General features: G+C 64.1%; 14 protein-coding genes. 12 read left to right on the top strand and 2 right to left on the bottom strand.

The window, feature by feature from the left end; all coding sequences use genetic code 11:
• Positions 1 to 39: 39 nt before the first annotated feature.
• From priA to hisI, 4 genes are read left to right on the top strand one after another with little or no spacing between them, the layout of a single operon-like run.
• The gene (gene priA / locus D8W71_RS18445; protein WP_121115436.1) at positions 40 to 774 is read left to right on the top strand and encodes a bifunctional 1-(5-phosphoribosyl)-5-((5-phosphoribosylamino)methylideneamino)imidazole-4-carboxamide isomerase/phosphoribosylanthranilate isomerase PriA; all 735 of its coding nucleotides are present in this window, start codon (positions 40 to 42) and stop codon (positions 772 to 774) included.
• A gap of 7 nt (positions 775 to 781) precedes the next feature.
• A complete protein-coding gene (locus D8W71_RS18440; RefSeq protein WP_121115434.1) occupies positions 782 to 1,612 on the top strand; it encodes an inositol monophosphatase family protein in 831 nt (276 codons plus the stop codon).
• Positions 1,609 to 2,382: an imidazole glycerol phosphate synthase subunit HisF gene (hisF, locus tag D8W71_RS18435; protein WP_121115432.1), complete on the top strand. Its 774-nt coding sequence runs from the start codon at positions 1,609 to 1,611 to the stop codon at positions 2,380 to 2,382. Before D8W71_RS18440 ends, hisF begins: the two co-directional genes overlap by 4 nt.
• Before the next feature lie 38 nt (positions 2,383 to 2,420).
• Complete coding sequence (gene hisI, locus D8W71_RS18430) at positions 2,421 to 2,759, top strand: phosphoribosyl-AMP cyclohydrolase (RefSeq protein ID WP_121115430.1); 339 nt, start codon at positions 2,421 to 2,423, stop codon at positions 2,757 to 2,759.
• A gap of 37 nt (positions 2,760 to 2,796) precedes the next feature.
• On the opposite strand, the gene D8W71_RS18425 is transcribed toward hisI, so the two are convergent.
• Together D8W71_RS18425 and D8W71_RS18420 are read right to left on the bottom strand one after the other, a co-directional pair.
• A complete protein-coding gene (locus tag D8W71_RS18425) occupies positions 2,797 to 3,294 on the bottom strand; it encodes a MarR family winged helix-turn-helix transcriptional regulator (RefSeq protein WP_121115428.1) in 498 nt (165 codons plus the stop codon).
• 111 nt (positions 3,295 to 3,405) lie between these two features.
• Entirely contained in the window at positions 3,406 to 3,870 is a 465-nt protein-coding gene (locus D8W71_RS18420; protein ID WP_121115426.1) for a peroxiredoxin, read from the bottom strand.
• A gap of 79 nt (positions 3,871 to 3,949) precedes the next feature.
• Here D8W71_RS18420 and D8W71_RS18415 point away from each other — a divergent pair, with 79 nt between their 5' ends.
• The 8 genes from D8W71_RS18415 (at position 3,950) to D8W71_RS18380 (ending at position 12,070) form a co-directional block, all read left to right on the top strand.
• Complete coding sequence (locus D8W71_RS18415; protein WP_121115424.1) at positions 3,950 to 5,515, top strand: anthranilate synthase component I; 1,566 nt, start codon at positions 3,950 to 3,952, stop codon at positions 5,513 to 5,515.
• A gap of 95 nt (positions 5,516 to 5,610) precedes the next feature.
• Positions 5,611 to 6,186: a TIGR02234 family membrane protein gene (locus tag D8W71_RS18410; RefSeq protein WP_236077498.1), complete on the top strand. Its 576-nt coding sequence runs from the start codon at positions 5,611 to 5,613 to the stop codon at positions 6,184 to 6,186.
• 79 nt (positions 6,187 to 6,265) lie between these two features.
• Positions 6,266 to 7,075, top strand: coding sequence for an indole-3-glycerol phosphate synthase TrpC (gene trpC / locus D8W71_RS18405; protein ID WP_121115420.1), 810 nt, complete (start codon positions 6,266 to 6,268; stop codon positions 7,073 to 7,075).
• Between the two features lie 76 nt (positions 7,076 to 7,151).
• Positions 7,152 to 8,510, top strand: coding sequence for a tryptophan synthase subunit beta (trpB, locus tag D8W71_RS18400; RefSeq protein WP_121115418.1), 1,359 nt, complete (start codon positions 7,152 to 7,154; stop codon positions 8,508 to 8,510).
• Entirely contained in the window at positions 8,507 to 9,310 is an 804-nt protein-coding gene (gene trpA / locus D8W71_RS18395) for a tryptophan synthase subunit alpha (protein ID WP_121115416.1), read from the top strand. Before trpB ends, trpA begins: the two co-directional genes overlap by 4 nt.
• A complete protein-coding gene (gene lgt, locus D8W71_RS18390) occupies positions 9,310 to 10,374 on the top strand; it encodes a prolipoprotein diacylglyceryl transferase (RefSeq protein ID WP_236078072.1) in 1,065 nt (354 codons plus the stop codon). The genes trpA and lgt overlap by 1 nt, the downstream gene beginning before the upstream one ends.
• Positions 10,367 to 11,125: a TM2 domain-containing protein gene (locus D8W71_RS18385; protein WP_236077497.1), complete on the top strand. Its 759-nt coding sequence runs from the start codon at positions 10,367 to 10,369 to the stop codon at positions 11,123 to 11,125. The genes lgt and D8W71_RS18385 overlap by 8 nt, the downstream gene beginning before the upstream one ends.
• A 69-nt stretch (positions 11,126 to 11,194) precedes the next feature.
• Positions 11,195 to 12,070, top strand: coding sequence for a TM2 domain-containing protein (locus D8W71_RS18380; RefSeq protein ID WP_121115413.1), 876 nt, complete (start codon positions 11,195 to 11,197; stop codon positions 12,068 to 12,070).
• Positions 12,071 to 12,219: the final 149 nt, after the last annotated feature.

The following is a 12,219-nucleotide window of genomic DNA, read 5'->3' as shown; positions in this document are numbered from 1 at the left end:
GCGCCGCCGGCCAGCTCGGTGGCAGTAGCATAAGCGCACGTGAGCCTGGTCTTATTGCCTGCTGTCGATGTCGCAGGTGGCGAAGCTGTCCGTCTCGTTCAAGGAGAGGCGGGGAGTGAAACGAAATACGGATCTCCGCGCGATGCAGCCCTCGCGTGGCAGAACGACGGTGCCGAGTGGGTACACCTGGTAGATCTCGATGCTGCGTTCGGACGCGGGTCCAATCGTGAACTCCTTGCGGATGTCGTCGGTGAATTGGACGTGAAAGTCGAATTGTCCGGCGGGATCCGTGACGACGAGTCGTTGCGTGCCGCGCTCGCAACCGGATGTGCACGAGTGAATCTCGGCACCGCTGCTCTCGAAGACCCCGAATGGTGCTCACGCGCCATCGGCGAATTCGGGGACCGCGTGGCCGTGGGGCTCGATGTGCTGATCGTCGAGGGCCAGAACCGTCTTCGCGGACGTGGATGGGTGAGCGACGGTGGCGAACTGTGGGACGTGCTCGAACGGCTAGAACGCGACGGCTGCTCGCGCTACGTCGTCACCGACGTCACCAAGGACGGAACCCTGACCGGACCGAATCTGGACCTCTTGCGGCAGATGTGCGAGAAGACCGACAAGCCGGTGATTGCTTCGGGCGGCGTGTCCACCATCGACGACCTCCGCGCGATTGCTGGACTTGTCGACGCCGGCGTCGAGGGCTCGATCGTCGGCAAGGCTCTGTATGCGGGGCGATTCACGCTGCCGGACGCGCTCGCAGCAGTGTCGAAATAGCGACCGAATGAGTCTGCCGGAGGATCCGCAGCGGCTGCTCCAAATTGCCAGCCGCCTGCTCGACGGTGTTCACGATAGGTTCGTCGCGGGCGTAGGTGCACCGAGTGCAGTGCAGAAGGGTCCCGACGATTTCGCCACGGCCGTGGATCTCGAACTCGAGAAGCGCCTGAGCAGCGAGCTGCTCGCGCAGACCGGCATCCCTGTGCACGGTGAAGAATTCGGTGGACCCGAACTGGATTCGGGTCCGGTATGGGTCCTCGATCCCATCGACGGGACGTTCAACTACTCTGCCGGACTGCCCTCGGCGGGAACACTGTTGGCTCTTCTCGACGACGGTGTCCCGGTGCTGGGGTTGACGTGGCTGCCGCTTGTCGGGCAGCGGTTCTCGGCCGTAGTCGGTGGACCGGTTCATCTCGGTGGGCAACCGCTGCCGAGATTGACCGACCGCGCGCTCTCGGACTCGATGATCGGTTTCGGTGCCTTCAACATCGCGAGCCGAGGACGAACGCCAGGGCTGTACAGGGTGCGGATCCTCGAAGAGTTGTCGAGAGTGTCCTCACGCCTGCGAATGCACGGTGCCACCGGCGTCGACCTGGCTTACACGGCCAGTGGTGTTCTCGGTGGTTGTGTCGTGTTCGGACACCAGGCTTGGGACAACGCCGCGGGTGCGCTTCTGGTTCAGGCCGCCGGCGGGGTCGTGACCGACCTGACGGGTGAGCCGTGGACCATCGCGTCGCGGTCGGTGCTCGCAGCGTCGCCAGGTGTGCACGAGGAATTGCTGAACGTGATCACCGAGCTCGGCGATCCCGCCGATTTCCTGGAAGGACGAGTCCGATGACTGTCGCCGTACGTGTCATCCCATGCCTCGACGTCGATGCCGGCCGGGTCGTGAAGGGCGTCAACTTCGAAAATCTGCGCGATGCCGGTGATCCGGTCGCGCTGGCCGCGGCGTACGACGCACAGGGCGCCGACGAATTGACGTTCCTCGATGTAACGGCGTCGACCTCCGATCGAGGCACGATGCTCGACGTCGTGAGCCGAACTGCCGAGCAGGTGTTTATTCCGTTGACCGTCGGTGGGGGAGTGCGGACGGTGGAAGATGTCGATCGGTTGTTACGCGCGGGCGCGGACAAGGTCAGCGTCAACACGGCAGCAATTGCGCGGCCCGAACTGCTCCGCGAACTCAGTGAACGGTTCGGATCGCAGTGCATCGTTCTGTCGGTGGACGCGCGAACCGTGCCCGACGGCCAACAGGACACGGTGTCGGGGTGGGAGGTCACCACACACGGTGGCAAGCGCGGGACCGGAATCGACGCGGTCGAGTGGGCACGGCGGGGCGCCGAACTCGGCGTCGGCGAGATCCTGCTGAATTCGATGGATGCCGACGGTACGAAGGCAGGTTTCGACCTGCCGATGATCGCGGCGGTCCGGGCCGCCGTCCACGTTCCGGTCATTGCGAGTGGCGGCGCAGGCGTCGTCGAGCACTTTCCGCCTGCAGTTACCGCCGGCGCCGATGCCGTACTGGCAGCGAGCGTCTTCCACTTCGGTGATCTCACCATCGCTCAGGTCAAAGACGCGATGCGCGCCGACGGCATCGTCGTCCGCTGAACTGGCCCCGCCCGAACACGAGAGGTAAAACGGACGTCATGAGTCTGGATCCAGGCATCGCAGCCCGTCTCAAACGTAACGAGGCGGGTCTTGTCAGCGCCGTCGCCCAGGAGCGGTCGTCCGGGGATGTGTTGATGGTGGCATGGATGGACGACGAGGCGTTGGCCCGGACACTGGAGACCAGGAAGGGCACCTACTACTCGCGTTCACGCCAGGAATACTGGGTCAAGGGTGAGACCTCGGGACACACGCAGTACGTCCACGAGGTTCGGCTGGACTGCGACGGCGACACCGTGCTGCTCGTCGTCGACCAGGAGGGCGGGGCCTGCCACACCGGTGATCACACGTGCTTCGACGCCGATGTCCTGTTGAGCTGAACGCTTCAGGCTTTGCCTGTGCCCTCGGCAATTCCCCTCAGGCTTTGCCTGTGCCCTCGGCAATGCCCTTGTCCAGTTGGGTCAGCATCACCGAGCTCAATGCTGCGAGCCGAGCCACCTCGGTCTCGTCCAGTCCTTCGAAGAGCAGAGCTTGGACGGTCTCGACGTGTCCTGGAGCAGCTTCGACGACCTTCTCCATTCCGGTGTCGGTGAGGACGGCGTACGAGCCGCGGCTGCCCTCGATGCTCTCGCGGCGGACCCATCCGATCTTTTCCAGCTTGGTCACCACGTGCGAGAGCCGGGAGAGCGACGCGTTGGCGAATTTCGCCAGGTCTCGGAGCTGAAGGCGGCGGTCGGGGGCTTCGGAAAGTCCGGACAGCACGAAGTAGTCGAAGTGCGTCAGCGATGAGTCACGCTGAAGCTGCGTGTCGAGGGCAGCAGGTAGCCGAGTGAGAATGGCGACGAGAGATCGCCATGCCGCCTGCTCGTTGTCCGTGAGCCAGTGGGTTACGGGTTGTTCTGCCGACTCGTCCATTGCGGGGGAGCCTTCCTTTCGAGCACACACACTGTTGGTTGTAGTCACCACATGCTTGTGCCGTCCAGTGTTTCATTTCGAGTCACCTTCGCGCGCATCCCCCGCGCAGATTCACGTTGTCGAACGACCGCGCAAGAATTTCAGCGCATGATCGGCATGCGCCTCGAACCTGAACTCACTGTTGAAGACTTCGAGGACAGTGCGGTCGGAGTCGATGACGAATGTCGACCGCTTGACTGGCGACAGTTTGCCGAGCAGTCCGCGTTTGACGCCGAACTGTGCAGCGACGGCGGCATCGGTGTCCGACAGAAGTGGATAGTCGAAGGACTTCACGTCCGCGAACTCGGCCTGCTTTGTGACGTCGTCGGTGCTGATTCCGGCGCGGGACGCGCCGACCTCGGCGAATTCCGACGCAAGATCGCGGAAGTGGCACGCCTCGACGGTGCAGCCCGGAGTGAGGGCACCTGGGTAGAAGAAGAGCACGAGCGGGCCGTTCTGCAGCAAGCTGTCGAGCGAGCGGGGGGTGCCGGTCTGATCGGGCAAGGTGAAGTTGTCGACGCGATCGCCTGGTTTCATTCCTCGGAGGCTACCGGTCGGTAAGTATCAAGACCACCGCGCGCAGTGCCACACGTGAGGCACCTGGGATGATGAGCCCATGCATGGCGAGACAACCACCCTGCCCGGAGCAACGTCGAGCGGCGACTCGGAATTCACCACCAGCCGCGAAGTATTCAGAGCACTTGCCGCGGAGCACCGCGTCGTCCCTGTCGTTCGCAAGGTGCTTGCGGATTCCGAGACACCGTTGTCCGCGTACCGGAAGCTCGGTGGCGATCGTCCCGGGACGTTCCTGCTGGAGTCGGCCGAGAACGGACGGTCCTGGTCCAGATGGTCGTTCATCGGAGCCGGCACGCCGGCCGCACTGACGACTCACGACGGTGAGGCGATCTGGCGGGGCAACGTGCCGGCAGGAGTGCCGACCGGTGGCAATCCACTCGACGTGTTGGGCCGCACTCTGGAGCTGCTGCGCTCCGAGCGGCTGCCGGACCTGCCCCCTCTTACCGGGGGAATGGTCGGCTACATGGGTTACGACGCTGTTCGCCGCATCGAGACGTTGCCGGAGCACGCCCAGGACGACCTCCAGGTCCCCGAGATGGTGATGTTGTTGGCCACCGATCTCGCCGCCGTCGACCACCACGAAGGCGCCATCACGCTCATCGCCAATGCCGTCAACTGGGACGGCACGGACGACCGTGTCGACGAGGCGTACGACGACGCAGTACGCAGGCTCGACCGGATGTGCTCCGATCTGGCGGCACCTGCTGCTTCGACTGTCTCCACGATGACCAAACCGACCCCGAAGTATCGCCGTCAGCGCACCTCCGAAGGATTCGGCGCGGACGTCGATCGACTCGTCGAAGAGATCGAGGCGGGCGAGGCGTTTCAGGTTGTTCTGTCGCAGCGTTTCGAGATGGACACCGACGCGTCTCCGTTGGACGTCTACCGAATGCTCCGTGCATCGAACCCGAGTCCGTACATGTACCTGCTGCATGTTCCGGGCCCCGACGGGGAAACTGCGTTCTCCATCGTGGGGTCGAGCCCAGAAGCCCTGGTGACGGTCGTCGACGGTGTCGCGAAAACCCATCCGATCGCTGGTACGCGATGGAGAGGTACCTCGGAAGAAGAGGACGTTCTGCTCGAGAAGGACCTTCTCGCGGACGAAAAAGAGAATGCCGAGCATCTGATGCTGGTCGATCTCGGCCGAAACGATCTCGGGCGGGTCTGTACACCGGGGACGGTCAGGGTCAGCGACTACCGGCACATCGAGCGGTACAGCCATGTGATGCACCTGGTGTCGACCGTCACAGGAACGCTGGCGGAGGGCAAACACGCGCTGGACGCGGTCAAGGCATGCTTTCCCGCGGGCACGCTGTCGGGCGCTCCGAAGGTTCGAGCGATGGAACTGATCGACGAACTGGAGCCGACTAGGCGCGGTGTGTACGGCGGAATCGTCGGGTATCTCGATTTTTCCGGCGACGCCGACACTGCCATTGCCATCAGGACGGCGTTGATGAAGGACGGCACTGCCTACGTTCAAGCCGGTGCGGGCGTGGTTGCCGATTCGGTGGCCGAATACGAGGACACAGAAGCCAGGAACAAGGCGATGGCCGTTCTCGGAGCAGTGGCCGCCGCCGAATCTCTGCGCACGGTCGGCGACCGGTGACCACCGACGCGCCGCCCGCTCGCCGATCGCGAAGTAGCGCAGTCGGTGTGGCTTTGCTACTCGGAGGCGCGGTGTGTCTGTGGGGAAGTAGCCGAATGACATGGGTCGGAGTCACGTCTTCCGACGGCCTCGGCGAGGAGCGCTCGGTCGATCTCGTGGGGAGTTCGTGGGCGGCTGCATCGACGCCGCTCGCGCTGGCATTGGTGGCCGCCGTGGCGGCGTCCTTCGCAGTGCGGGGATGGGCGTCTCGTGTGCTCGCCGTGCTCGTCGGACTCGTGGCGGTAGGAGCCGGTGTTCCTGCGGTACAGGCGTTGTGGGGCGAGGTGTCGTACGTGAAGGCGGCCGAACTCGCGGAGTTGCCGGGCAGGGCCGAAGTCGTGGCGACGCAGACCTATGTCCTGCCTGCAATCCTCGCCCTGATCGGCTCGGTGTGCGCACTGGCCGCCGCCGTGGTGCTGGTGCGGAAACCAACCGCGCGGAAGGTACTGTCTTCCAAATACGACGCACCAGCTACGCGTCGCGACGAAGTCGTCCGACGTACCAGGACCGCGTCGGAGCGTGCCGAGGAAAACGGTGAGGGGGACGACTTGACCGAGCGAATGCTGTGGGACGCACTCGATGCGGGAGAGGACCCCACCGACCCGTCGGGCACCCGAAAATCAGAAGACTGAAACCGCCCACTACGCTAGGGCAAGACCTGAAATGAGTTTTCTCACATCAGGTCACCGATGGGAAAGGACTCGGGTCACCATGACAGTTCTCGATTCGATTCTGGACGGTGTGCGAGCCGACGTCGCTGCGCGCGAAGCGCTGATCGACTTCGCGACGGTGAAGGCCGCCGCCGCGAAAGCGTCCGCACCGCTCAATGCAACCGCAGCACTCCACGAGGACGGCATCGGCGTCATCGCCGAGGTCAAGCGAGCGAGTCCGTCCAAGGGTGCACTTGCCGAGATCGGTGATCCGGCCACTTTGGCCCAGGCGTACGAGCAGGGCGGTGCTCGAATCATCAGCGTTCTCACCGAGGAGCGACGCTTCAACGGATCGCTCGCCGATCTCGATGCCGTCCGCAAGGCCGTGAGCATCCCGGTTCTGCGCAAGGACTTCATCGTCGGGCCGTACCAGATTCACGAAGCGCGAGCACATGGCGCGGACGTCATTCTGCTGATCGTCGCAGCCCTCGAGCAGCACGCGCTTGCGTCGCTGCTCGACCGGACCGAATCGTTGGGGATGACGGCGTTGGTGGAGGTGCATACCGAAGCCGAGGCCGATCGCGCCCTCGAAGCCGGTGCGAGCGTGATCGGAATCAACGCCCGCAACCTCAAGACTCTGGAAATCGACCGAGACAGCTTCGGCCGTATCGCTCCGGGTCTGCCCAGCGAAGTGATTCGCGTAGCCGAATCCGGTGTACGTGGAACCGCTGACCTACTGGCCTACGCCGGAGCAGGCGCTGACGCCGTTCTGGTCGGTGAGGGCCTGGTCACCAGTGGTGACCCCCGAACTGCAGTATCCGATCTGGTCACAGCAGGAACGCACCCGTCCTGCCCCAAACCTGCACGCTGAACCAGCCAGCTCCACCGCTCGGCGTAGAGACGGCCCCGATGGACCTCGTCGAGGGCTGCTGGGGCAGACTGGTCGGGTGAGCAGCGAGCTATCGAGTCCCCGTTTCAAGGGCGGCGATCTACCTCAGTCCAGCTTCGGACTGACCGATCGCAGTCAACACGATCCCGATGTCGGCGGCCATTTCGGTGTGTACGGCGGCCGGTTCGTGCCCGAGGCGCTGATGGGCGTGATCGAAGAAGTCACCGCCGAGTACGACAAGGTGCGCGGGGACAACGAATTCCTCTCCGAACTCGATCGCCTCCAGCGCGACTACACCGGCCGACCTTCCCCGGTGTTCGAAGCTACGCGACTGTCGGAGTACGCGGGTGGTGCGCGAATCCTGCTCAAGCGAGAAGACCTCAACCACACCGGTTCTCACAAGATCAACAATGTCCTCGGGCAGGTCCTGTTGGCCAAGCGAATGGGTAAGACGCGAATTATCGCCGAGACCGGTGCGGGTCAGCATGGAGTCGCGACCGCAACGGCCTGCGCGCTGCTGGGTCTCGAGTGTGTCGTCTACATGGGCGAGGTGGACACCGAACGCCAGGCGCTGAACGTTGCTCGTATGCGTTTGCTCGGGTCTTCCGTCGTCGCAGTGAAATCCGGTTCGCGCACGCTCAAGGATGCGATCAACGAAGCTCTCCGCGATTGGGTCGCACACGCCGACAACACTTACTACTGTTTCGGTACCGTCGCAGGCCCGCATCCCTTCCCAGCCATGGTGCGCGATTTCCAGCGGATCATCGGACTCGAAGCGCGCCAACAGGTTCAAGCATCGACCGGTCGTCTCCCCGATGCGATCGCAGCGTGTGTCGGCGGCGGATCGAACGCCATCGGCATCTTCCACGCGTTCATCGACGATCCGTCGGTGCGATTGATCGGGTTCGAAGCCGCAGGCGACGGCGTCGACACAGGTCGGCATGCAGCGACCATCAGCGGCGGTTCGCCGGGAACGCTGCACGGAACCTACTCGTACTTGCTGCAGGACGAGGACGGCCAAACGGTCGAATCTCATTCGATATCAGCCGGTTTGGACTATCCGGGCGTCGGACCGGAACATTCCTACCTCAACGACATCGGTCGCGCCGAGTACCGGGGAATCACCGACACCGAGGCGATGGACGCGTTCCGCCTGCTGAGCCGGACCGAGGGCATCATCCCGGCCATCGAGTCGGCACACGCCATCGCGGGTGCGTTGAAGCTGGGGCAAGAGCTGGGCGCCGGCGCCATCATCCTCGTCAACCTCTCGGGTCGCGGCGACAAGGATGTGGACACTGCAGCCGAGTGGTTCGGACTCGTGGACGGGGACGGTGAGGCGCACGTCGACGCCGTCGAAGGCGATCCGGACAAGGACGACAGCGAGCAGACCGAGACCGAGAGGGTGGAACAGGCATGACCGAGCGACGTTCCAGGCTCGCCGCGACGTTCGAGGCCTGCCGGGCCGAGAACCGTGCGGCACTCGTCGGGTACCTACCTGCCGGATTCCCCACGGTCTCGAAATCGGTCGAGGTGTTCGAGACCATGGTGTCGAACGGGTGCGACATAGTCGAGGTCGGAATTCCCTATTCCGATCCGGTGATGGACGGACCGACCATCCAGGCTGCGGCCGATACCGCCCTTCGCGCAGGCGCGCGGGTGAAGGACGTCTTCACCGTCGTCGAGAAGGTGTCCGCCGCAGGCGGCAAGGCAGTGGTCATGACCTACTGGAACCTTGTCATGCGCTATGGAGTCGACGCGTTCGCACGCGACCTCGCGGGTGCAGGCGGTCTCGGCATCATCACCCCCGACCTCATTCCAGACGAAGCGGGAGAGTGGATCACGGCGTCGGACGAGCACGACCTCGACCGAATTTTTCTCGTGGCACCGTCCTCGACGGAAGAACGCATCGCCAGTACCGTCGCCGCGAGTCGCGGATTCGTCTATGCCGCATCGACAATGGGCGTCACCGGTGCGCGGGACGCTGTCTCTTCCGCTGCCCCCGAGTTGACCGCTCGCATTCGTCGGCACTCCGACATTCCGGTGGGAGTCGGCCTCGGCGTTCGGTCGGGTGCCCAGGCTGCCGAGATTGCTCGGTACGCCGACGCGGTCATCGTGGGTTCGGCGCTGGTCAGTGCAGTCGACACAGGTCTGGACGCTGTTGCGAAGCTGACGCAAGAGCTCGCCGACGGCGTCCGATCCGCTAACGTGGCGTCGTGATCCCCGGAGTCTCGTCGTCGTCCGCTGTTCTCGCATACATTCCAAGCCCTCCTCAGGGCGTCTGGTACGTCGGTCCTATCGCTCTTCGCGCGTATGCGCTGTTCATCATCGTCGGCATTGTCGTGGCCATCGTGTGGGGCGACCGGCGATGGGTTTCGCGCGGTGGTACCAAAGGTACGGTCCTCGACGTCGCGGTCTGGGCAGTTCCGTTCGGCTTGCTCGGTGGACGTCTGTATCACGTGGCAACCGACTGGAGCACCTACTTCGGACCGGGCGGTGACCCGATCCGCGCTCTGAAGGTGTGGGAGGGCGGCCTCGGTATCTGGGGTGCTGTGCTGCTGGGCGGTGTCGGGGCCTGGATAGCATGCCGACGACGCGGAATTCCGTTGCCCGCGTTCGGAGATGCCGTCGGCCCGCCCATTCTGCTGGCTCAGGCTATCGGCCGAATCGGCAACTACTTCAATCAAGAGTTGTACGGCCGGGACACAACCGTTGCGTGGGGCCTCGAAATCTACGAGCGGGTTAACGACGCCGGACGCATCGATCCGCTTGCCGGCGTGTCGTCCGGAGTCCTGGAGAAGGTCGTTCATCCGACTTTCCTGTACGAACTTCTGTGGAGTCTCGCTGTCGTCGTCTTGCTTGTGATCGTCGATCGCAAGTTCACAATCGGCCACGGCCGATTGTTCGCGCTCTACGTCGCTGGATACTGCGCGGGCAGATTCTGGGTCGAGCTGCTTCGCGACGACTACGCCACGCACATCGCAGGCATCCGCGTCAACAGCTTTACATCCGCCATCGTGTTCGTGCTCGCTGTTCTCTACTTCGTGCTGGCGACGAAGGGCCGCGAGGATCCGGCTTCGCTCGTGTCGACGGACGCACACGGTGCCCCAGGCGAAGCAGGTGAGGCCGGGATCTCCGGCGAGCATTCGACCTCGGTCGCGGACACCGACTCTGCGGTCGAGAAGGACGCTGCAGTCGAGAAGGACGCCGTAGCCGAGAAGGACGCTGTAGCCGAGAAGGACACGGCGTCGGAAGCAGGCAAGAAGGACTCCGCCGGTGGTTGATTTCGAGAAGAAGCCTGAGGACGGCGAGAACACGGGCCGGGCGAACGACTACAACCCCACCGAGAGCTACCCGATACCGGGCAATCCGATCGAGGTTCAGCCGACGCAGGCCTACCCGACGGCGTTCGGCGCAAACCCCGAGTATCCTCCACCCCCGCCGTATCCCGAGGCAACGCAGCCCGAGATGGGCAATCCGCCACAGTGGCAGAATCCCGGCGGCGAGCATCCAGGGGCGTACTACCCAGCTCCTGCTCAGTATCCACCTCCTGCTCAGTATCCGCCCGCTGCGCAGTTTCCCCCTGATGCGCAGTTTCCCCCTGCCGAGCAGTATCCAGCCGCTGGGCAGTATCCAGCCGTGCCCCACTTCCCGACTGCTGCGAACTACGGAAATCAGCCGACTTATCTGCCACCGCAGCCGTACTACTCCTATCCGGTCGGCTATCAGGGTGTCGGGCCCGATGCACCGTTCGGTCGCGATCCGATCACGGGTGAGCCGTTGTCGGACAAGTCCAAGGTTGCCGCTGGGCTCCTCCAGATTTTACTGGGCGGATTCGGTGCTGGACGGTTCTACATCGGCAGCAACGGCGTTGCAGTCGCGCAGTTGCTGCTGCTGATCTTCGGATGGTTGACGGTTGTTCTCGGCATCGGGGTGTTGGTGCTGCTCGGGCTCGGTGTCTGGGTGCTCGTCGATGGCATTGTGATGCTCGTCGGCAACGCCAAGGACGGCAACGGGCGCAGACTTCGGAATTGAGCGGTCCGCGGTGGCACACTGTTCGAGTCTCCTGACTTTCCAATCGACCCACTAGCCAAGGAGCGCGCGGTGAGCGAGCCCGACAAGAGTTCCGAGTCCGACAGCAGTTCCGAGTCCGAGCGCTCACAGATGCCGCCGGAGTTCGGTTCCGCATTCGACTACGACGCGACTGCCGAAGCGTCGCTGTCCGAGCCGCCTGCGACGTCCGAGACGGGGCCGGTGACCGGTGCGGTCGGTTCGGGATCGGGCTCGGGTCCCGGATGGGATGTCCACTCCGGGGTCGGCAACGGTCCTGGATGGGGCGAAGCGCCGAGCTATCCGCCACCGAGTGCGCCGGAGAATCCGTCGACACCTCAGTCGCCGATCAGTTTCGAGAAGCAGTCCCCTGGCGATCCGTACGGGCAGCCGTCTCCGGAGCCCTACCCGCCTGCGGGTGGGTACGGCGCAGGGCCGGTGTACGGACCGCCGGACCCGAACTACTCGCAACCGGGGCAGTACGACCAGCAGACTCAGGGCTACCCACCGCCACCACCCGAGTCCTGGCCGCAGGGCTACCCCGGCCAACCCCAGGGCTTTCCCGGTCAGCCTCAGGGCCCTGGGTTCGCGGGTTACGGCCAGCAAGGTTATGGGCCACCGCAGGGATATCCCGTTGGGGGATACCCGGGCTCGCCGTACGGGGTCGACCCGACTGCGCCGTACGGGCGCCATCCCGTCACCGGTGAACCCTTGTCCGACAAATCGAAGCTGACCGGCGGTCTGCTCGGCATTCTGCTCGGTCCTTTCGGGGCAGGCCGGTTCTATCTGAATCAACCCGGAATCGCTGTCGCGCAGATCGCGGTGACGTGGTTGACGTGTGGAATCGGCGGAATCTGGCCGCTCATCGACGGGATCATGATGCTCACCGGCAGCGTTCGAGACGAGCACGGTCGCCCGCTTCGCGACTGACATCGACACTCGAAGTCGACAGAGAAACCTGGTGGTTTCGGTGGTTGTCAAGAGCTACGGTAAGCTTCGAGCATTCGGCCGAGAGGCCGAATTCCTTCGCGGGCCAGAGCTGTCCCGGTAGACCCGTTCAGTGAAACACGAGCTTCTCG

Origin of the sequence: Rhodococcus sp. P1Y (genome assembly GCF_003641205.1) — a bacterium.
Lineage (GTDB): Bacteria > Actinomycetota > Actinomycetes > Mycobacteriales > Mycobacteriaceae > Rhodococcoides.
Note: the sequence above shows the minus strand (reverse complement) of the source record. Positions and strands in the feature narration are given on the sequence as shown.